A 20,452-nucleotide genomic window follows, 5' to 3' on the forward strand; every position below is an offset into this window, starting at 1 on the left:
AAGCGCGCGCCCTACGGGGCGCGCGTGCGTTTTTCTACCTCCCACAAGAAGATCCTGCGAGGAGGCGCGCGGCATGGCCGCAATCAACAAGCTCACCTGCTTTTCCGACCCTTCCTGCCATTACAGCCACCGCGTGCGCCTGGTGCTGGCCGAGAAGAGCGTCGTCGCTGACATCATCGACGTACCCGCCGGCAACATTCCGGCCAAGCTCGCCGAAGTGAACCCCTATGGAAGCCTGCCGACCCTGGTGGATCGCGATCTCGCGCTCTACGAGTCGACGGTGGTCATGGAGTACCTCGATGAACGTTATCCACACCCGCCGCTGCTCCCGGTCTATCCGGTGGCCCGCGCCAATAGTCGCCTGCTGATACACCGCATCCAGCGCGACTGGTGCAGCCTGGTGGACCGTATCCTCGATACCCGCCGCAAGGATGCCGAGCGAGCCTTGGCGCGCAAGGAGTTGCGTGAGAGCCTGACCGGAGTGTCGCCGCTGTTCGCCGACAAGGCGTTCTTCCTCAGTGACGAGCTGAGCCTGGTGGATTGCTGCCTGCTGCCGATCCTCTGGCGCCTGCCGATCCTGGGCATTGAACTTCCGCGGCCGGCGAAGCCTCTGCTGGACTACATGGAGCGGCAGTTTGCGCGGGAAACTTTCCGTGCGAGCCTGTCCTCTATCGAACGTGATATGCGCTAAGGAGCCTGATGATGAACTCCAGTCGTCCCTACCTCGTGCGAGCCCTCTATGAGTGGATCGTCGACAACGGCTGCACGCCGCATATCCTGGTGAATTCCGAGTATCCGGGTGTGCGGGTGCCGCCGGGTTATGCCAGTGATGGCCAGATCGTGCTCAACGTCTCGCCGACCGCGGTGCGCCACCTGCAGATGGACAACGAGGCGGTGAGCTTCGAGGGTCGCTTCGGTGGCGTCGCCCAGAGCCTCTATGTCCCGTCACAGGCCGTGATGGCCATCTATGCGCGGGAGAACGGCCAGGGCATGGTCTTCGACTTGGAGCCGCCGGTACCCACCGATGACGAGGATCTGCCCGATGACGGCCCCTCCGACGAGCCACCGCGCCCCAGTGGCCGGCCGAGTCTCAAGGTGGTGAAGTAATAAAAAAGGCGACCCGAGGGTCGCCTTTTTCATGCCTGCGATCGAGCGATCAGTCGATGTACTCGAACAGGCGGACGATCTTCTGTACGCCGTCCACGCTCTGAACCACCTGGGTGGCCAGGTCGCCTTCCTTGCGGGTCACAAGGCCCAGCATGTAGACGATGCCGTTCTCGGTCAGGACCTTGATACGGGTGGAGGGCACGTTCGCGTCAGCGAGCATCTGGCTCTTGATCTTGGTGGTCAGCCAGGTGTCGTTGCTGCGGGCGGCCAGGGAGGAGGGCTGCAGGATCTGCAGCTCGTTGTGCACGGTCTTGACCTTCTGCACTTCCTTGGCGGCCTGCTCGGCCTTGTTCTTCAGGTCGGCGCGTGGGGTCTGGCCGGCCAGCAGTACCACGCCGTTGTAGCTGATCACGACGATGTGGGAGTTGCGGTCGAGGTCCGCATCGGCCTTGGCGACGTTCACCGCCACCTTGGTTTCGATCAGCGAGTCGTCGATCTTGCTGCCAAGGGTACGGGTACCCTTGTCATCGTCGATCGGCTTGTCGCGGGTGGCGCTGACGAAGCTCGTGCAGCCACCCAGTGCCATGGTCACGGCCAGTGCGGCTGCGATCAGTGGGGTACGGGTCATTCTTCACTCCCGAACAGTTGACGGTCGATTAGGTCGCACAGGCAGTGGATGACCAGCAGGTGGACTTCCTGGATGCGTGCGGTGACCTTGGCCGGAACGCGGATCTCCACGTCTTCGGGCAGCAGCAACGATGCCATGTTGCCGCCGTCGCGGCCGGTCAGAGCTACGACAACCATTTCGCGATCATGTGCGGCCTGGATCGCCTGAATGACGTTCGCCGAGTTGCCGCTGGTGGAAATCGCCAGCAGCACGTCGCCCGGTTGGCCCAGGGCGCGGATCTGCTTGGAGAAGACTTCGTTGTAGCTGTAGTCGTTGGCGATCGAGGTGATGGTCGAGCTGTCGGTGGTCAGGGCAACCGCTGGCAGGCTCGGGCGCTCACGCTCGAAGCGGTTCAGCAGTTCGGAGGAGAAATGCTGAGCGTCGCCGGCGGAGCCGCCGTTGCCGCAGGAGAGAATCTTGCCCTCGTTCAGCAGGGCATTGACCATGACCATGCTGGCCTGCTCGATATGCGGGATGAGCACCTCGGTGGCCTGTTGCTTGGTCTCGATGCTGGCATGGAAGAGCTGGCGGATACGGGATTGCATGTCCATCAGGTGTGACCTTTCGTCGGGCGTCTGATCAGGTGTCAAAAGCGTTGGGAATCCAGTTCAAGTGCCCTGCGGAGCCTGGGGCGCGCGCGTCGATGGCGACGACGTCGAACCGGCAGGGATGACTGCTCCAGCGGGCGTTCTGTTGCAGGAAGAGTTCGGCGGAGATGGCCAGGCGCTGTCGCTTGCGCCAGTCCACGCTTTCCAGCGCTCCTCCCCAGGCCGAATGCCGGCGGGAGCGAACTTCGACGAATACTACTGTATCGCCGTCCAGCATGACCAGATCAAGCTCGCCTCGGCGGCACGTCCAGTTCTGCGCCAGGAGGCGCAATCCATGCTGTTCCAGGTGGGCCAGGGCGGCGGCTTCGGCCTGCCGCCCGGCCTTCTGGGTAGGGCTGTTGCCGATCAAATACCGCTGTTCTCCAGCGGCTGGACCTGGCCATTCTTGAACTCGGCCCAGGGCAGGCGGCGTTCAACGCGTTGACCGGCGCTGACGCTCAGGGTGCCGGTCAGGCCGTCTACCTGCATGCTCGGTACGGCCTTGAGCTCCGGCAGGCGCGGGGCCAGCTGGTAAGCGTCGGCGCCCATGGCGTAAAGGCGGCCGAGGCTGCCGTTGGCGGCCGGCCACTGTGCGGCGACTTGCTGGCGCAGGGCGTTGTTCGGGTTCAGCAGCCACGGGGTCTCGCAGAAGCGGATGCCGTTCAGGTCCTGGTCCTGAGCCGGGTTGTTCACGCCGGTATACAGGTTGGAGGTGGCGTAGACGGGCAGGTCGCCAGCGTACTGGAAGGCCAGGGTCGGCTTGATCTGGCGGGCCTGCTGCGGGGTGGCGGCGAGGAAGATGAAGTCGATGTCCTGACGGCGCGACGGCTGGGTGTCGACGCTGCTGTCGAGCACGCCCTGCAGGCGCTTGGCGCGGCCTTCGCTCTGACGCAGCTGCAGCAGGTCGGCGATCTGGCGGGCCAGCTCAACCGGCTGGTCGACGTGCTCGGCGGCGATCAGGGTGCCGCCGGCGGCTTGCCAGTTGCGGCTGAAGGAGGCGAGTACGCGGTCGCCCCACTCGCCGCGCGGCACCAGGGCCACGGCGCGGCGCATGCCGTCGTTCCAGGCGCGGTTGGCGACTTCGCGGGCTTCGTCCTCGGCGGACAGGCCGAACTGGAACAGCTGGGCCGGACCTTCCTGGTTGCCGTCGGCGTAGTTCAGCGCCAGGGTGGTGATCGGCAGTTGCGGCTGGCTGCTCATCTGCTTGACCAGGTTCTTCTCCAGCGGGCCTACGACCAGCTGTACGCCATCGGCCTGGGCCTGGCGGTAGAACTCGTCCAGCGAGCGCACCTGGGTGCTGTCGTAGAGCTTGATCGCCGGCTGCGCCTGGCCGCTCTGCTGGGCCTGGTAGTGGGCAGCGAGGAAGCCGTCCTGCAGGGCGCGGGCGACGGAGGCGAGCTGGCCCTGTTGCGGCAGCAGCAGGCCGATCTTGTTCAGTGGCTGGGCGGCCAGGGACTTCAGCTTGGTCAGGGCGTCAGGCAGTTGCTTGGCGGCCGGATGATCCGGGTTCTGCGCGACCCAGTTGTCGATGTTCGACTGCTGTTCCTTCAGGGTCGAGGAAGACTTGGTGATGCGTGCCAGCTCCAGCCATCCGTTCAGATCGCCTTCGTTGCTGCTGGCCTGCATCTGATCCAGGGGCAGGCTGGACACCAGCTTCCAGATTTCCTCATGGTTGGCCTTGCTGGCCTCGGCGTTGAGCAGCGGGTCGATGAACACGCGCTCGCGGGCGGCGCTCAGGGTCTGGCCGTCGGCGGCCAGGGCCAGGGATTTGACCATGCCGGCGCGGGCCTGCAGGTCCACGGGCATTTCGCCCAGGCGCTGGAAGCTGGGGTTGTCGAAGGCCTTCAGAGCCGCCTTGGTCTTGTTGCGGGCCAGTTCGAGCTGGGCGCGCAGGGTGCTGGCGAAGACCTGCTGGGCGGGCTTCAGGCTGTCCATCGGGATCTGATCGAGGATCTGCGTGGAGCGGCCGAGATCCTTCTGCTTGTACGCCAGATCGGCAGCGGACAGGCGCAGGACGGCGGCTTCGTCCGGCTTGGCGGTGGAGGCCTGCTGCAGCAGCTGTTCGATGCTGGCGTCCGGGGTGCGCGGCAGTTCGCCGAGATTGGACGACGGGGAGGACGCACAGGCGGCGAGCATGCCAGCCAGGAACAGAGCGGATAGCGGACGCAGGCGAGCGATCATATCGGGCTTCTCGTGACGCATTCAAAGAGCTGCCGATTGTACCCAAGCGGCGAGGGTGACGCGATGGCGGCTGCCGGAATCGGGATACAATGCGTCTTTTCTGACGCTTCCGGTGAGGTTCTCCCGCGTGACCCTAGGCACTCTCTATGTGGTGGCTACTCCCATTGGTAACCTGGACGACATCAGCGCCCGGGCGCTGAAGGTGCTGGCCGACGTGGCCCTGATCGCGGCCGAAGACACCCGTCATTCCGTGCGCCTGCTGCAGCACTTCGGCATCCAGACGCCGCTGGCGGCCTGCCATGAGCATAACGAGCGGGAGCAGGGTGGGCGCTTCCTCAACAAGCTGCAGGCCGGCGAGGACGTCGCGCTGATTTCCGATGCAGGCACGCCGCTGATTTCCGATCCGGGCTACCACCTGGTGCGCCAGGCGCGCGCGGCAGGCATTGCCGTGGTGCCGGTGCCGGGGGCCTGCGCGCTGATCGCTGCGCTTTCTGCTGCAGGCCTGCCGTCGGATCGTTTCGTCTTCGAAGGCTTCCTGCCCGCCAAGGTCGCCGGTCGTCGTGGGCGCCTGGAGGCGCTGGTGGATGAACCGCGCACCCTGATCTTCTACGAGGCGCCGCACCGCGTGCTGGAGTGCATCGAAGACATGGCGGCGATCTTCGGCGACGAACGGCCGGCGCTGCTGGCCCGTGAGCTGACCAAGACCTTCGAGACCCTGAAGGGGCTGCCGCTGGGCGAGTTGCGCGAATTCGTGGCGTCCGACAGTAACCAGCAGCGCGGCGAATGTGTGCTGCTGGTGGCCGGCAAACCGGCGCCGGAGAGCGATGAGGCGGTGGATGCGCAGACTCTGCGTGTGCTCGATCTGCTGCTCGCGGAACTGCCGGTCAAACGTGCCGCAGCGCTTGCCGCGGAGATCACCGGAGCGCGCAAGAACCAGCTTTACCAGATCGCGCTGGAGCGCCAGGGCAAGGCTTGAGCTTGTCCTGAGCGTCGTCAGCCGCTAACCTTGCGGACTGAGAGTCGATTGGACAGTCGCTGTTCCGTGGTGTTTCACCATGGGGTGGAGGAAAGTCCGGGCTCCATAGGGCAGAGTGCCAGGTAACGCCTGGGAGGCGCGAGTCTACGGAAAGTGCCACAGAAAATAACCGCCTAAGCGCGCAAGCGCCGGTAAGGGTGAAAAGGTGCGGTAAGAGCGCACCGCACGGCTGGCAACAGTTCGTGGCTAGGTAAACCCCACTCGGAGCAAGATCAAATAGGAACCCATTGGCGCGGCCCGCGTTGGGTTCGGGTAGATCGCTTGAGGCATGCAGTGATGTATGTCCCAGAGGAATGGCTGTCCTCGACAGAACCCGGCTTACAGATCGACTCTCACCACTTTTCCTCCACTTCTTCCCACATGACCATTTGTCGCTGACCGGAAGAAGTTACAAACTTAAGAAATCACTTTAAGTATGAAAGCCCAGTGTTTTGAAAACACTGGGCTTTTCTCTTTTCTAGCGCGTCAAAATCCCTCCCCGAACCTCGCAAAAGCACGCTAAATCTCGGTCCTGTAAGGATTTTTCCTCTCTGGCTCGCCTTGACGGTGGGGAGCGCGGATTTCTATAGTGTGCGGAAGTGGTACGAAGTGGGTAAAAGTGGGATCAACAGGCATGGATAGCCAACCACAGGGGAAGCGCTGACGTGTTTCGCGGAGCTAACGCCATCAGTCTCGACGCCAAAGGGCGCCTCGCGATGCCGAGTCGGTATCGTGACGAGCTCGTTTCGCGTTGCAATGGCCAGCTCATCGTCACCATCGATGCCGTCGACACCTGCCTCACCGTATACCCCCTCCCTGAATGGGAACTCATCGAAGCCAAGCTGCGCGAACTGCCCTCGCTGCGTGAAGAAACGCGGCGCCTGCAGCGTTTGCTGATTGGTAATGCCGTTGACCTGGAGCTGGATGGCGCCGGGCGTTTTCTCATTCCGCCGCGCCTGCGCGAGTACGCCGGCCTGGACAAGAAGGCGATGCTGGTCGGCCAGCTGAACAAGTTCCAGTTGTGGGACGAAGACAAATGGAATGCGGTTGCCGAGGCCGATCTCGCAGCCATCAAAGAACCCGGCGGCCTGCCGGATGAATTGCGCGACCTTATTCTGTGAGCCTGCCTGTGACCAGTACCTTCCAACACATCACCGTTCTGCTCGAGGAGGCCGTCGAAGCACTGGCCCCCCTGGAGGGCGGCCGCTATGTGGACGGAACCTTCGGAAGGGGAGGGCACAGCCGGGCCTTGCTCGGCAAGCTCGGGCCGGGCGGTCAACTGCTCGGGTTCGACAAGGATCCCCAAGCCATCGCGACGGGAAAAACACTGGCGGCCGAAGACGGCCGCTTCGTCATTGTGCAAAGGTCCTTCGCCGAGATGGCGGAAGAGTTCTCCGCGCGCGGCCTGCAGGGCAGCGTGAATGGGGTTCTGCTGGACCTGGGCGTGTCCTCGCCACAGCTGGATGACCCCGAGCGCGGCTTCAGCTTCCTCAACGACGGTCCGCTGGACATGCGCATGAACCCGGACCAGGGCGTCAGCGCTGCGCAGTGGATCGCCACCGCCGCGGAAGACGAGATCGCCCGCGTGTTCAAGGATTACGGCGAAGAGCGTTTCGCCAAGCGCATGGCTCGCGCCATCGTGCAGCGCCGTGCGGAAGCGCCGTTCGAGCGCACCGCCGATCTGGCGGCCGTGATCACCGAGGCCAATCCGGCCTGGGAGAAGGGCAAAAACCCGGCTACCCGCGCCTTCCAGGGACTGCGCATCTTCATCAACAACGAGCTGGGCGATCTGGAGCGGGGTCTCGAAGCCGCGCTGGAAGGCCTGGCCGTGGGCGGTCGCCTGGTGGTGATCAGCTTTCACTCGCTGGAAGACCGCATCGTCAAACAGTTCATGCGCAAGCAGGTGAAGGGCGAGGCGGATAACCTGCCGCGCAACCTGCCGATCCAGGTCAAACCCTTTGATCCGCGCATGAAGCTGATCGGCAAGCCGGTTTATGCCTCCGAGGCTGAACTCAAGGCCAACCCGCGCTCGCGCAGCGCAGTCATGCGCATCGCGGAGAAGCTCAGATGAGCCGGCTCTTCTCCAAGCGCCTGCCGACCGGCAGCTTCTTCATGCTGCTGCTGTTCATCGGCGTGCTGCTGTCGGCCATCTCCGTTTCCTACAGCGCGTACTGGAACCGCCAGCTGCTCAACTCGCTGTACACCGAGCTCAACATTCGCGACAAGGCGCAGGCCGAGTACGGCCGCCTGATCCTCGAGCAGAGCACCTGGACGGCCCACAGCCGCATCGAAGGCCTGGCGACCGACCAGCTGAAGATGCGCGTGCCTGATCCCACCGAAATCATCATGGTGGCGCCATGAGAGACCTGGCCGGCGCTCGCTATCCCTGGCGCTTCCGCGTCGTCATCGCCCTGCTGCTGGCGATGGTGGCGGCGATCGCCTGGCGGATCGTCGACCTGCACGTCATCGACCACGACTTCCTCAAGGGCCAGGGCGATGCGCGCAGCGTGCGGCACATCAACATTCCCGCGCACCGCGGCCTGATCACCGACCGTAACGGCGAGCCGCTGGCCGTCAGTACGCCGGTTGCCACGCTCTGGGCCAACCCCAAGGAGCTGGTGCTCGAACGTGAAAAGTGGGGCTTCCTCGCTGACGCCCTTGGCCAGCCCAAGGCGGCGCTGTCCGAGCGCCTGGATGCGAATGCCGACAAGGAATTCATCTATCTGGTCCGTGGCCTGACCCCGGAGCAGGGTGAGGCCGTGATGGCCCAGGTGAAGACCCATCGCATCCCCGGCGTCTATTCGGTCGAGGAATTCCGCCGCTTCTACCCGTCCGGCGAAGTCGCCGCCCAGGTGGTGGGCTTCACCGACGTCGACGATCGCGGCCGTGAAGGTGTGGAACTGGCCTTCGACAGCTGGCTGGCCGGTGTGCCGGGCAAGCGCCAGGTGCTCAAGGATCGCCGTGGTCACCTGATCCGCGACGTGCAGGTCACCCGCAACGCCAAGGCCGGCAAAACCCTGGCCCTTTCCATCGACCTGCGCCTGCAGTACCTCGCCAACCGTGAGCTGCGCAATGCGCTGGTGGAGAACGGTGCCAAGGCCGGCAGTCTGGTGATCCTCGACGTGAAGTCTGGCGAAGTGCTGGCCATGGCCAACCAACCGACCTACAACCCGAACAACCGTCGCAACCTGCAGCCGGCGATGATGCGCAACCGCGCCATGATCGATGTGTTCGAGCCGGGTTCGACCATGAAGCCGTTCTCCATGAGTGCGGCGCTGGAAACCGGCCGCTGGAAGCCCACCGACAAGGTCGAGGTCTACCCCGGTACGCTGCAGATCGGCCGCTACACCATTCGTGACGTGTCCCGTACCGAAGGTCCGGTGCTGGACCTGACCGGCATCCTGATCCGCTCCAGTAACGTGGGCATGAGCAAGGTCGCCTTCGATATCGGCGGCGAAGCCATCTACAGCCTGATGCAGAAGGTCGGCCTCGGCCAGGACACCGGCCTGGGCTTCCCCGGCGAGCGCGTCGGCAACCTGCCGAACTACCGGGAGTGGCGCAAGGCAGAAACTGCGACCCTGTCCTACGGCTATGGCCTGTCCGTCACCGCCATCCAGCTCGCCCATGCTTACGCAGCGCTGGCCAACAATGGCCGCAGCGTACCGCTGACCATGGTCCGCGCCGATCGTCCGGCCGAAGCCACCCAGGTCATCCCCGAGCCGGTCGCCAAGACCATGCAGGGCATGCTGCAGCAAGTGATCGAAGCGCCGAACGGCGTGTACCGCGCCCAGGTGCCGGGTTACCACGTGGCTGGCAAGTCCGGTACCGCGCGCAAGACCGCGACCGGCGCCAAGGGCTATGCCGAGAACTCCTACCGCTCCCTGTTCGCCGGCTTCGCGCCGATGAACAACCCGCGCTACGTCGCCGTGGTGGTCATCGATGAACCCAGCAAGGCCGGCTACTTCGGTGGCCTGGTATCCGCGCCGGTGTTCAGCAAGGTGATGTCCGGCACGCTGCGCCTGATGAACGTGCCGCCGGACAACCTGCCGGCGACCCCGCAGCAACAAGCTGATGCTGCGCCCGCTGCCAAAGGAGGGCGTGGCTGATGCCGATGAGCCTGAATCAACTGCTGCCGCAAGCCGAAAGCGGCGAACTGATCCGTGAACTGACCCTGGACAGCCGCACCGTCAAGCCGGGCGACCTGTTCCTGGCCGTGCCGGGCGGTCGCCAGGATGGCCGCGGGCACATTGCCGCCGCGCTCACCCAAGGCGCTGCCGCTGTCGCCTATGAAGCGGAAGGTGCTGTTGATCTGCCGCCCAGCGACGTGCCAATGATCGCCATCAAGGGCCTCGCCAAGCAGTTGTCCGCCATCGCCGGACGCTTCTACGGCGAACCCAGCCGTGGCGTCGAACTGGTCGGTGTGACCGGCACCAACGGCAAGACCAGCGTCAGCCAGTTGGTGGCCCAGGCGCTGGACCTGCTCGGCGAGCGCTGCGGCATCGTCGGCACCCTCGGCACCGGTTTCTATGGCGCGCTGGAAAGCGGTCGCCACACCACGCCTGACCCGCTTGCCGTGCAGGCGACCCTGGCACGCCTGAAGCAGGCTGGCGCCAGGGCTGTGGCCATGGAAGTGTCTTCCCACGGTCTGGAGCAGGGCCGCGTCGCGGCGCTGGGCTTCGACGTGGCGGTGTTCACCAACCTGTCCCGCGACCACCTGGACTACCACGGCTCGATGGAGGCCTATGGCGCCGCCAAGGCCAAGCTGTTCGCCTGGCAGAACCTGCGTTGCCGGGTGATCAACCTGGACGACGACTTCGGTCGCCAACTGGCCGCCGAGTCCCACGAATCCCGCCTGATGGGTTACAGCCTGAGCGACCCGTCGGCGTACATCTATTGCCGCGAAGCCACCTTCAGCGATGCCGGCGTGCAAGCGCAGATCGTCACCCCGCAGGGCGAAGGCCTGCTGCGCAGCTCGCTGCTGGGCAAGTTCAACCTGAGCAACCTGCTGGCCGTGGTCGGCGCGCTGCTGGGCCTGGACTACCCGCTGGGCGACGTGCTCAAGGTGCTGCCGCAGCTGGAAGGCCCGATCGGCCGCATGCAACGCCTGGGCGGCGGTGAAAAGCCGCTGGTGGTCGTGGACTACGCCCACACCCCGGACGCGCTGGAAAAAGTCCTGCTGGCCCTGCGTCCGCACGTACATGGTCAGCTGCTTTGCCTGTTCGGCTGCGGCGGCGACCGTGACAGCGGCAAGCGCCCGATCATGGCGCAGATCGCCGAACAGCATGCCGACCGCGTGCTGGTCACCGATGACAATCCGCGCACCGAGAAGAGCGAGGCGATCATCGCCGACATCCGTGCCGGTTTCGCCAAGCCTGAAGCGGTCGAGTTCGTGTCCGGTCGCGGTGAGGCCATCGCCCGCCTGATTGCCGCTGCCGGCGTCGATGACGTGGTGCTGCTGGCCGGTAAGGGGCATGAGGATTACCAGGAGATCGACGGTGTTCGCCACCCGTTCTCCGATCTGGAACAAGCCGCCAAGGCGCTGGCTGCCTGGGAGGTGAAGCGTGCTTAAGCCCCTTTCGCTCAACGAAGTCGCTGCTGCGCTGCAAGGCCGTGTGGTCGGCGCCGATGCCAGCTTCGACGCCGTCAGCACCGACAGCCGTGCCATCGTGCCCGGCCAGCTGTTCATTGCCCTGACCGGCCCGCGCTTCGACGGCCACGACTACCTGGCCGACGTTGCCGCCAAGGGCGCAGTTGCTGCCCTGGTCGAGCGCGAAGTCGTCGGCGCGCCGCTGCCGCAACTGGTCGTTGCAGACACCCGTATCGCGCTGGGCCAGCTCGGCGCGCTGAACCGCGCTGCCTTCACCGGCCACGTGGCTGCCGTGACCGGCTCCAGCGGCAAGACCACCGTGAAGGAGATGCTCGCCAGCATCCTGCGGACCCAGGGTGAAGTCCTGGCGACCCGCGGCAACCTGAACAACGACCTTGGTGCGCCGCTGACCCTGTTGCAGCTGGCCCCTGAGCACAAGAGTGCGGTCATCGAGCTGGGCGCCAACCGTGTCGGTGAAATCGCCTACACCGTCGCGCTGACCTGCCCGCAAGTCGCCATCATCACCAACGCCGGTACCGCCCACGTGGGTGAGTTCGGCGGGCAGGACAAGATCGTCCTGGCCAAGGGAGAGATTCTCGAGGGGCTGGCTGCCGACGGCGTGGCCATCCTCAACCGCGACGACAAGGCCTTTGACACCTGGCAGGCCCGCGCCGCCGGTCGGCGTATTTCCAGTTTCGGCCTGCACGACGCTCGCGCCGACTTCCGCGCCAGCAACGTCAAGCGTGATGCCCGTGGTTGCCCGGGGTTCACCCTGCAGGGCCCGGCCGGCGAGGCTGCCGTTCAGCTGAATCTGCTGGGTGAGCACAACGTCACGAATGCGCTGGCCGCCGCTGCCGCCGCTCACGCCCTGGGCGTGCCGCTGGTCGGGATCGTTTCCGGCCTGCAGAACCTGCAGCCGGTCAAGGGTCGCGCCGTAGCCCAGCTGGCGACGAATGGCATGCGTGTGATCGACGACAGCTACAACGCCAACCCGGCTTCAATCTGTGCGGCGATTGATATACTCGCCGGCTTTTCCGGCCGGACCGTCCTGGTCCTCGGGGACATGGGCGAGCTGGGTGCCTGGGCGGAATCTTCCCACCGCGAAGTGGGAACCTACGCCCTTGGCAAAGTCACCGCGCTCTATGCCGTCGGACCGTTGATGAGCCACGCCGTGCAGGCGTTCGGTTCCGCGGGCCGGCACTTCGCCGATCAGGCCAGCCTGGTCAGCGCCCTGGCCGACGAAGCATCGACCACCACCATTCTGATCAAGGGTTCCCGCAGCGCGGCGATGGACAAGGTCGTCGCGGCGCTGTGTGGTTCCTCCGAGGAGATTCACTAAATGCTGCTGCTGCTCGCCGAGTACCTGCAACAGTTCTACAAGGGCTTCGGCGTCTTCCAGTACCTGACCCTGCGCGGCATCCTGAGCGTGCTGACCGCGCTCGCCCTGTCGCTCTGGCTGGGCCCGTGGATGATCCGCACCCTGCAGATCCGCCAGATCGGCCAGTCCGTGCGCAACGACGGCCCGCAATCGCACCTGTCCAAGAAAGGCACGCCGACCATGGGTGGCGCGCTGATTCTCACCGCCATCGCCATCAGTACGCTGCTGTGGTCCGACTGGTCGAACCGCTACGTCTGGGTCGTGCTGGCCGTGACCCTGCTGTTCGGCGCCATCGGCTGGGTGGATGACTACCGCAAGGTGATCGAGAAGAACTCCCGTGGTCTGCCGAGCCGCTGGAAGTATTTCTGGCAGTCGGTATTCGGCCTGGGCGCGGCGATCTTCCTCTATATGACTGCCGAGACGCCGGTCGAGACCACCCTGATCGTGCCGATGCTGAAAAACGTCGAGATCCCGCTGGGCATCTTCTTCGTAGTGCTGACCTACTTCGTGATCGTCGGCTCCAGCAACGCAGTGAACCTGACCGACGGCCTCGATGGGCTGGCGATCATGCCCACCGTGATGGTCGGCGGCGCGCTGGGGATATTCTGCTACCTGTCGGGCAACATCAAATTCGCCGAATACCTGTTCATCCCGAGCGTGCCGGGTGCGGGCGAGCTGATCATCTTCTGCGGCGCCATCGTCGGCGCTGGGTTGGGCTTCCTCTGGTTCAACACCTATCCGGCCCAGGTCTTCATGGGTGACGTCGGCGCGCTGGCGCTGGGCGCCGCGCTGGGCACCATCGCCGTGATCGTCCGCCAGGAGATCGTGCTGTTCATCATGGGTGGCGTGTTCGTCATGGAAACCCTGTCGGTGGTGATCCAGGTCGCCTCCTTCAAGTTGACCGGCAAGCGGGTGTTCCGCATGGCGCCGATCCACCACCACTTCGAACTCAAAGGCTGGCCTGAACCGCGCGTGATCGTGCGCTTCTGGATCATCACGGTGATTCTCGTGCTGATCGGCCTGGCCACGTTGAAACTGCGTTGAGGACTGATCGAGCATGAGCCTGATCGCTTCCGACCAATTCCGCATCGTTGTCGGCCTCGGCAAGAGCGGCATGTCCCTGGTGCGCTACCTGGCGCGCCAGGGCGTGCCGTTTGCCGTGGCCGATACGCGCGCGAATCCGCCGGAGCTGGCGACCCTGCGCGAGCAGTATCCGCAGGTCGAGGTGCGCTGCGGCGACCTCGACGCCGATTTCCTCTGCCGCGCCCAGGAACTCTACGTGAGCCCCGGCCTGTCGCTGCGCGTGCCGGCGCTGATCGAAGCCGCCGCCCGCGGTGTGCGCATGTCCGGTGACGTCGACCTGTTCGCGCGTCACGCGAAGGCGCCCATCGTCGCCATCACCGGTTCCAACGCCAAGAGCACCGTCACCACCCTGGTGGGCGACATGGCCAAGGCCGCCGGCAAGCGCGTCGCCGTTGGCGGCAACCTCGGCACCCCAGCGCTGGACCTGCTGGCCGATGACGTCGAGCTGTACGTGGTGGAGCTGTCCAGTTTCCAGCTGGAAACCTGCGAGCGCCTGAACGCCGAGGTCGCCACCTGCCTGAACGTCAGCGAAGACCACATGGACCGCTACGACGGCATGGCCGACTACCACCTGGCCAAGCACCGTATCTTCCGGGGTGCCAAGCAGGTCGTGGTGAACCGTGCCGACTCGCTGAGCCGCCCGCTGATCGCCGACAACGTGCCGTGCTGGACCTTCGGCACCAACAAGCCGGACTTCAAGGCTTTCGGCCTGATCGAGGAAGACGGGGAGAGGTGGCTGGCTTTCCAGTTCGACAAACTGATGCCGGCCCGCGAGCTGAAGATCCGTGGCGCGCACAACCAGTCCAATGCCCTGGCGGCGCTGGCGTTGGGGCATGCCGTGGGCCTGCCATTCGAGCCGATGCTCCAGACCCTGCGTGAGTTCGCCGGCCTCGCTCACCGCTGCCAGTGGGTGCGCGAGCGTAACGGCGTGAGCTACTACGACGACTCCAAAGCCACCAACGTCGGTGCCGCCCTGGCTGCCATCGAAGGCCTGGGTGCCGACATCGACGGCAAGCTGGTGCTGATCGCCGGTGGCGACGGCAAGGGCGCCGACTTCCATGACCTGCGTGACCCGGTTGCGCAGCATTGCCGCGCCGTGGTGCTGCTGGGCCGTGACGCGGAGCTGGTGAGCGCCGCCCTTGGCAACGTGGTGCCCAAGGTTCGCGTGAATACCCTGGACGAAGCCGTCGAGCACGCTGCCGACCTGGCTCTGCCGGGTGACGCCGTGCTGCTGTCACCTGCCTGCGCGAGCCTGGACATGTTCAAGAACTACGAAGAACGCGGACGCCTGTTCGCCAAGGCCGTGGAGGAGCTCGCCTGATGTTCTCCTTCCTGCGCCCTTATCCGTCCCCGCTGATCAGCCGCAATGGCATCGACATCGACTTCCCGCTGCTCGCGGGTTGTATGGCGCTGCTCGGCCTCGGTCTGGTGATGGTCACTTCGGCATCCTCCGAAGTCGCCGCGGCGCAGTCCGGCAACCCGCTGTACTTCTCGGTCCGCCACCTGATCTACCTCGCCATCGGCTTCGTCGCCTGCGGCGTGACCATGATGGTGCCGATGGAAACCTGGCAGCGCTGGGGCTGGAAGCTGCTGGCCGTGGCCTTCCTGCTGCTGGTGATGGTGATCACCCCCGGCATCGGCCGCGAGGTGAACGGCTCCATGCGCTGGATCGGCTTCGGCCTGTTCAACATTCAGCCTTCGGAGATCGCCAAGGTCTTCGTGGTGATCTTCATGGCCGGCTACCTCGTCCGCCGCCAGGAAGAAGTGCGCGAGAGCTGGCTGGGCTTCTTCAAGCCTTTCGTGGTGCTGCTGCCGATGGCCGGCCTGCTGCTGCGCGAGCCTGACTTCGGCGCCACCGTGGTGATGATGGGCGCGGCTGCCGCAATGTTGTTCCTCGGCGGCGTGGGCCTGTTCCGCTTCGGCCTGATGGTCGCTCTGGCAGTGGGCGCCGTGGTCCTGTTGATCCAGACCCAGCCTTACCGGATGGCGCGCCTGACCAACTTCACCGACCCCTGGGCCGACCAGTTCGGCGCGGGCTACCAGCTCAGCCAGGCGCTGATCGCCTTTGGTCGAGGCGGCTGGACCGGCATGGGCCTGGGCAACAGCATCCAGAAGCAGTTCTACCTGCCCGAAGCGCACACCGACTTCGTGTTCGCCGTGCTCGCCGAAGAGTTGGGCATCGTCGGTGCCATGGCCACCGTCGCGCTGTTCGTCTTTGTCAGCCTGCGCGCCCTGTACATCGGCATCTGGGCCGAGCAGTCGAAACAGTACTTCTCCGCCTACGTTGCCTACGGCCTGGCCTTCCTGTGGATCGGTCAGTTCCTGATCAACGTCGGCGTGAACGTCGGCCTGCTGCCGACCAAGGGCCTGACCCTGCCGTTCCTCAGCTACGGCGGCAGCTCCCTGGTGATCTGCTGCGCCCAGCTGGGAATGCTGCTGCGCATCGAGTGGGAGCGCCGCACCGTGATGGGCAGCGAGGAATATGAATTCAGCGAAGAGGACTTTGCCGATGAAAGGTAACGTCCTGATCATGGCAGGCGGCACCGGTGGACACGTGTTCCCGGCCCTGGCCTGCGCCCGTGAATTCCAGGCACGTGGCTACAGCGTGCACTGGCTGGGCACCCCGCGCGGAATCGAGAACGACCTGGTACCCAAGGCCGGTCTGCCGCTGCACCTGATCAACGTCAGCGGCCTGCGCGGCAAGGGCCTCAAGTCCCTCCTGCGCGCGCCGTTCGATCTGCTCAAGTCGTTGGTCCAGGCCCTGGGCGTGGTTCGCCAGCTCAAGCCGGTCTGCGTGCTCGGCCTGGGTGGCTACGTCACCGGCCCGGGCGGCCTGGCTGCCAAGCTGTCCGGCGTGCCGCTGGTGATCCATGAACAGAACGCCGTCGCCGGCACCGCCAACCGCAGCCTCGCGCCGCTGGCCAAGCGTGTCTGCGAAGCCTTCCCGGATACCTTCGACAGCAGCGCCAAGCGCCTGACCACCGGCAACCCGGTGCGCGTCGAGCTGTTCCTGGAAGAGGGTGCCCGTGCGCCGTTGGCCGGCCGCCGCGTCAACCTGCTGGTGCTGGGCGGCAGCCTGGGCGCCGAGCCGCTGAACAAGCTGCTGCCCGAAGCGCTGGCGCAGGTGCCGGGCGAGATTCGCCCGGCCATTCGCCATCAGGCCGGTCGTCAGCATGACGAAATTACAGCGGAGCGTTACCGCACCGCTGGTGTCGAAGCGGATGTAGCTCCGTTCATCGCCGACATGGCCGCCGCCTACGCCTGGGCCGATCTGGTGATCTGCCGCGCCGGAGCGCTGACCGTGAGCGAGCTGACCGCCGCCGGCCTGCCGTCCTTCCTGGTGCCGCTGCCCCACGCGATCGATGACCACCAGACCAAGAACGCCGAATTCCTGGTGCGGGAGGGCGCGGCCCACCTGCTGCCACAGAAATCTACCAGCGCCGCCGAACTGGCCGCGCAGTTGTCCGAGGTATTGATGCATCCCGATTCCCTGACCCGCATGGCCGCTCGCGCGCGCAGCCTGGCCAAGCCCGAGGCTACCCGCACGGTAGTCGATGCCTGCCTGGAGGTGGCCCGTGGTTAAAGAACCCACCGGCGTCACCCGCACCATGCGGCGCATCCGTCGCATCCACTTCGTCGGCATCGGTGGCGTGGGCATGTGCGGTATCGCGGAAGTGCTGCTCAACCTCGGTTACGAAGTCTCCGGCTCCGACCTCAAGGCTTCGCCGGTCACCGAGCGCCTGGAGAAGTTCGGTGCGGAAATCTTCATCGGCCACCGCGCGGAGAACTCCGACGGCGCCGACGTGCTGGTGGTTTCCAGCGCGGTGAACAAATCGAACCCGGAAGTCGCTGCTGCGCTGGATCGCCGCGTGCCGGTCGTACCGCGCGCCGAGATGCTCGCCGAGCTGATGCGCTACCGCCACGGCATCGCCGTCGCCGGTACCCACGGCAAGACCACCACCACCAGCCTGATCGCCTCGGTATTCGCCGCCGGTGGTCTGGACCCGACCTTCGTCATCGGCGGCCGCCTGAACGCCGCCGGCACCAACGCGCAGCTGGGTACCAGCCGCTACCTGGTGGCCGAGGCCGACGAGAGCGACGCCAGCTTCCTGCACCTGCAGCCGATGGTCTCGGTGGTCACCAACATCGACGCCGACCACATGAGCACCTACGGCGGCGACTTCAACAAGCTCAAGCGCACCTTCGTCGACTTCCTCCACAACCTGCCGTTCTACGGTCTGGCGGTGGTCTGCGTGGACGACCCGGTGGTGCGCGAGATCCTGCCGCAGGTCGCCCGTCCGACCGTGACCTATGGCCTGAGCGAGGACGCCGACGTCCGCGCCATCAACATCCGCCAGGAAGGCATGCGCACCTGGTTCACCGTGCTGCGCCCCGAGCGCGAGCCGCTGGACGTCTCGGTGAACATGCCCGGCCTGCACAACGTGCTGAACTCCCTGGCGACCATCGTCATCGCCACCGACGAAGGCATCTCCGACGAGGCCATCGTCCAGGGTCTGTCCGGCTTCCAGGGCGTCGGCCGACGCTTTCAGGTCTATGGCGACCTGCAGGTGGAAGGCGGCAGCGTGATGCTGGTCGATGACTACGGCCACCACCCGCGCGAAGTCGCGGCGGTGATCAAGGCCGTGCGTGGTGGCTGGCCGGAGCGCCGTCTGGTGATGGTCTACCAGCCGCACCGCTTCAGCCGTACCCGTGACCTGTACGACGACTTCGTGCAGGTGCTGGGCGAAGCCAACGTGCTGATGCTGATGGAGGTCTACCCGGCCGGCGAAGAGCCGATCCCCGGCGCCGACAGCCGTCACCTGTGCCACAGCATCCGCCAGCGCGGCCAGCTCGACCCGATCTACCTGGAACGCGGCGGTGACCTCGCTTCGCTGCTCAAGCCGCTGCTGCGTCCGGGCGACATCCTGCTCTGCCAGGGCGCCGGCGATATCGGCGGGCTGGCTCCGGCACTGATCAAGAATCCGATGTTCGGCGCCGCCGCTGCTGGCGCCGAGGGGAAGAAGCAATGAGTGACGCCCTCAAATCCGCCCTCGAGCCCCGCGCCTTCGGTCGCGTCGCCGTGCTGTACGGCGGCAAGAGCGCCGAGCGCGAGGTGTCGCTGAAGTCCGGCGCCATGGTCCTGCAGGCTCTGCAGGGCGCGGGCGTGGACGCCTTCGGCATCGACGTGGGCGACGATCTGCTGGAGCGTCTGACCCGCGAGAAGATCGACCGCGCCTTCATCATTCTCCACGGTCGTGGCGGCGAAGACGGCACCATGCAGGGGCTGCTGGAAATCGCCGGCATTCCCTACACCGGCAGCGGCGTGCTGGCCTCGGCGCTGGCCATGGACAAGCTGCGCACCAAGCGAGTCTGGCTGAGCCTTGGCCTGCCGACGCCCGACCACGCCGTGCTGGCCAGCGAGGACGATTGCCGCACCGCTGCCGCGAAGCTCGGCTTCCCGCTGATCGTCAAGCCGGCCAACGAGGGTTCGAGCATCGGCATGGCCAAGGTGAACAGAGTGGAAGAGCTGATTGCCGCCTGGGCTGCTGCCGCGAAATTCGATCCGCAGGTGCTCGTCGAGCAGTGGATCAGCGGCCCCGAATACACCGTCGCGATCCTCCGTGGCCAGGTGCTGCCGCCCATTCGCCTGGGCACCCCGCACACCTTCTACGACTACGACGCGAAGTACCTGGCCAACGATACCCAGTACCAGATTCCCTGCGGCCTCGATGCCGACAAGGAACAGGAACTCAAGGACCTGACGGCGCGCGCCTGCGATGCACTCGGCATCCAGGGCTGGGGCCGGACCGACGTAATGCAGGACGCCCAAGGGCGCTTCTGGCTGTTGGAAGTGAACACCGCACCGGGCATGACCGACCACAGCCTGGTGCCCATGGCCGCGCGCGCGGCCGGCCTGGATTTCCAGCAACTGGTGCTGGCGATCCTCGCCGACAGCGTCGAGGCAAGGGGGTAAGTCATGAACGGCGCGCAGCTTCGTCACCAGAATCCCGGAATCGGCCGTGCTCCGGCACGCAAGCCGGTGCCGCGCGGCGCCAGCCGTCTGGTGGCCAAGGAGCCGCTCAGCGCCCGCATGCCCAAGCCCAGCTTCGGCTTCCTGAAGGTGCTGCTGTGGCCTCTGGTGCTGGGTGTGCTCGGCGGCGGTGCCTACTACGGCGCGCAGTACGTGCTGCCCTACGCGGACCGGCCGATCGCCAAAGTCAGTGTGGAAGGCGACCTCAGCTACATCAGCCAGGCGGCGGTGCAGCAGCGGATCAGCCCCTATGTATCGGCCAGTTTCTTCACCATCGACCTGGCCGGCATGCGCCAGGAGCTGGAGCAGATGCCCTGGATCGCCCACGCCGAGGTACGTCGCGTCTGGCCCGACCAGGTGGTTGTCCGCCTGGACGAGCAATTGCCCATCGCCCGCTGGGGCGACGAAGCCCTGCTGAACAACCAGGGTCAGGCTTTCGCCCCGCGTGAAGTGGCCAACTATGAACACCTGCCGCGCCTGTCCGGTCCGCAGCGTGCTCAACAGCAAGTGATGCAGCAGTACCAGATTCTCAGCCAGATGCTCCGCCCGCTGGGCTTCACCATCGCCAGCCTGGACATGAGTTCGCGCGGCGCCTGGACCCTGGGCACCGCGCAGGGCGTGGAGATCATGCTGGGCCGCGATCACGCGGTAGAACAGATTCGCCGGTTCGTGACCATCTACGACAAGGCGCTGAAAGATCAGATTACGAAAATTGCCCGCATCGACATGCGCTACCCCAACGGCCTTGCCGTAGGTTGGCGTGATCCGATGCCGGAAGCGACGGTGGCTCAGACCACCGCCGCGCAGTGAGTTGAG

At 65.6% G+C, this 20,452-nt stretch carries 20 protein-coding genes and 1 other RNA gene; 17 read left to right on the forward strand and 4 right to left on the reverse strand.

Annotated features, from left to right (window positions below; genetic code table 11):
* The first annotated feature begins 73 nt into the window (after positions 1–73).
* On the forward strand, positions 74–691 hold the full coding sequence (locus ABKS89_RS05780; protein WP_138212304.1) for a glutathione S-transferase N-terminal domain-containing protein: 618 nt from the start codon (positions 74–76) through the stop codon (positions 689–691).
* A gap of 11 nt (positions 692–702) precedes the next feature.
* Positions 703–1,107 (forward strand): ClpXP protease specificity-enhancing factor, encoded by a 405-nt coding sequence (locus ABKS89_RS05785; protein WP_081517483.1) that lies wholly within the window; start codon positions 703–705, stop codon positions 1,105–1,107.
* A 49-nt stretch (positions 1,108–1,156) separates the two neighbouring features.
* Here ABKS89_RS05785 and ABKS89_RS05790 read toward each other — a convergent pair whose 3' ends face one another.
* From ABKS89_RS05790 to ABKS89_RS05805, 4 genes are read right to left on the reverse strand one after another with little or no spacing between them, the layout of a single operon-like run.
* The gene (locus tag ABKS89_RS05790; protein WP_348588036.1) at positions 1,157–1,735 is read right to left on the reverse strand and encodes a BON domain-containing protein; all 579 of its coding nucleotides are present in this window, start codon (positions 1,733–1,735) and stop codon (positions 1,157–1,159) included.
* A complete protein-coding gene (locus tag ABKS89_RS05795; RefSeq protein ID WP_017518113.1) occupies positions 1,732–2,325 on the reverse strand; it encodes a phosphoheptose isomerase in 594 nt (197 codons plus the stop codon). The genes ABKS89_RS05790 and ABKS89_RS05795 overlap by 4 nt, the downstream gene beginning before the upstream one ends.
* A 28-nt stretch (positions 2,326–2,353) precedes the next feature.
* The gene (locus tag ABKS89_RS05800) at positions 2,354–2,731 is read right to left on the reverse strand and encodes a YraN family protein (protein WP_348588035.1); all 378 of its coding nucleotides are present in this window, start codon (positions 2,729–2,731) and stop codon (positions 2,354–2,356) included.
* Positions 2,728–4,542 (reverse strand): penicillin-binding protein activator, encoded by a 1,815-nt coding sequence (locus tag ABKS89_RS05805; protein ID WP_348588034.1) that lies wholly within the window; start codon positions 4,540–4,542, stop codon positions 2,728–2,730. Before ABKS89_RS05805 ends, ABKS89_RS05800 begins: the two co-directional genes overlap by 4 nt.
* 127 nt (positions 4,543–4,669) lie before the next feature.
* On the opposite strand from ABKS89_RS05805, the gene rsmI reads away from it, so the two are divergent.
* From rsmI to ABKS89_RS05880, 15 genes are all read left to right on the forward strand, one after another.
* Positions 4,670–5,518, forward strand: a complete 849-nt coding sequence (gene rsmI / locus ABKS89_RS05810) for a 16S rRNA (cytidine(1402)-2'-O)-methyltransferase (RefSeq protein ID WP_348588033.1) — start codon at positions 4,670–4,672, stop codon at positions 5,516–5,518.
* Positions 5,519–5,558: 40 nt separating this feature from the next.
* Positions 5,559–5,915, forward strand: an RNA gene (rnpB, locus tag ABKS89_RS05815) — RNase P RNA component class A.
* A gap of 307 nt (positions 5,916–6,222) precedes the next feature.
* Positions 6,223–6,678 carry a division/cell wall cluster transcriptional repressor MraZ gene (gene mraZ / locus ABKS89_RS05820; protein WP_081517487.1) on the forward strand — a complete coding sequence of 152 codons (456 nt, stop codon included), beginning with the start codon at positions 6,223–6,225 and terminating at the stop codon, positions 6,676–6,678.
* An 8-nt stretch (positions 6,679–6,686) separates the two neighbouring features.
* Positions 6,687–7,628, forward strand: a complete 942-nt coding sequence (gene rsmH / locus ABKS89_RS05825; protein ID WP_138212308.1) for a 16S rRNA (cytosine(1402)-N(4))-methyltransferase RsmH — start codon at positions 6,687–6,689, stop codon at positions 7,626–7,628.
* Positions 7,625–7,918, forward strand: a complete 294-nt coding sequence (gene ftsL / locus ABKS89_RS05830; RefSeq protein WP_045209619.1) for a cell division protein FtsL — start codon at positions 7,625–7,627, stop codon at positions 7,916–7,918. The genes rsmH and ftsL overlap by 4 nt, the downstream gene beginning before the upstream one ends.
* Positions 7,915–9,663, forward strand: coding sequence for a peptidoglycan D,D-transpeptidase FtsI family protein (locus tag ABKS89_RS05835; RefSeq protein WP_138212309.1), 1,749 nt, complete (start codon positions 7,915–7,917; stop codon positions 9,661–9,663). The genes ftsL and ABKS89_RS05835 overlap by 4 nt, the downstream gene beginning before the upstream one ends.
* Entirely contained in the window at positions 9,663–11,126 is a 1,464-nt protein-coding gene (locus ABKS89_RS05840; RefSeq protein ID WP_348588032.1) for a UDP-N-acetylmuramoyl-L-alanyl-D-glutamate--2,6-diaminopimelate ligase, read from the forward strand. Before ABKS89_RS05835 ends, ABKS89_RS05840 begins: the two co-directional genes overlap by 1 nt.
* Positions 11,119–12,483 (forward strand): UDP-N-acetylmuramoyl-tripeptide--D-alanyl-D-alanine ligase, encoded by a 1,365-nt coding sequence (locus tag ABKS89_RS05845; protein WP_348588031.1) that lies wholly within the window; start codon positions 11,119–11,121, stop codon positions 12,481–12,483. The genes ABKS89_RS05840 and ABKS89_RS05845 overlap by 8 nt, the downstream gene beginning before the upstream one ends.
* The gene (gene mraY, locus ABKS89_RS05850) at positions 12,484–13,566 is read left to right on the forward strand and encodes a phospho-N-acetylmuramoyl-pentapeptide-transferase (RefSeq protein WP_081517491.1); all 1,083 of its coding nucleotides are present in this window, start codon (positions 12,484–12,486) and stop codon (positions 13,564–13,566) included.
* Positions 13,567–13,579: 13 nt separating this feature from the next.
* The gene (gene murD, locus ABKS89_RS05855; RefSeq protein WP_348588030.1) at positions 13,580–14,926 is read left to right on the forward strand and encodes a UDP-N-acetylmuramoyl-L-alanine--D-glutamate ligase; all 1,347 of its coding nucleotides are present in this window, start codon (positions 13,580–13,582) and stop codon (positions 14,924–14,926) included.
* Positions 14,926–16,125 (forward strand): putative lipid II flippase FtsW, encoded by a 1,200-nt coding sequence (gene ftsW / locus ABKS89_RS05860; protein ID WP_138212313.1) that lies wholly within the window; start codon positions 14,926–14,928, stop codon positions 16,123–16,125. The genes murD and ftsW overlap by 1 nt, the downstream gene beginning before the upstream one ends.
* Positions 16,115–17,188: an undecaprenyldiphospho-muramoylpentapeptide beta-N-acetylglucosaminyltransferase gene (gene murG / locus ABKS89_RS05865; protein ID WP_138212314.1), complete on the forward strand. Its 1,074-nt coding sequence runs from the start codon at positions 16,115–16,117 to the stop codon at positions 17,186–17,188. Before ftsW ends, murG begins: the two co-directional genes overlap by 11 nt.
* Positions 17,181–18,635: a UDP-N-acetylmuramate--L-alanine ligase gene (gene murC / locus ABKS89_RS05870; protein WP_038803244.1), complete on the forward strand. Its 1,455-nt coding sequence runs from the start codon at positions 17,181–17,183 to the stop codon at positions 18,633–18,635. Before murG ends, murC begins: the two co-directional genes overlap by 8 nt.
* On the forward strand, positions 18,632–19,579 hold the full coding sequence (locus ABKS89_RS05875; RefSeq protein WP_348588029.1) for a D-alanine--D-alanine ligase: 948 nt from the start codon (positions 18,632–18,634) through the stop codon (positions 19,577–19,579). Before murC ends, ABKS89_RS05875 begins: the two co-directional genes overlap by 4 nt.
* Before the next feature lie 3 nt (positions 19,580–19,582).
* Positions 19,583–20,446, forward strand: coding sequence for a cell division protein FtsQ/DivIB (locus ABKS89_RS05880; protein WP_138212316.1), 864 nt, complete (start codon positions 19,583–19,585; stop codon positions 20,444–20,446).
* Positions 20,447–20,452 lie beyond the last annotated feature (6 nt).

It is taken from the genome of Pseudomonas sp. LABIM340 (assembly GCF_040017195.2).
Taxonomy (GTDB): domain Bacteria; phylum Pseudomonadota; class Gammaproteobacteria; order Pseudomonadales; family Pseudomonadaceae; genus Pseudomonas.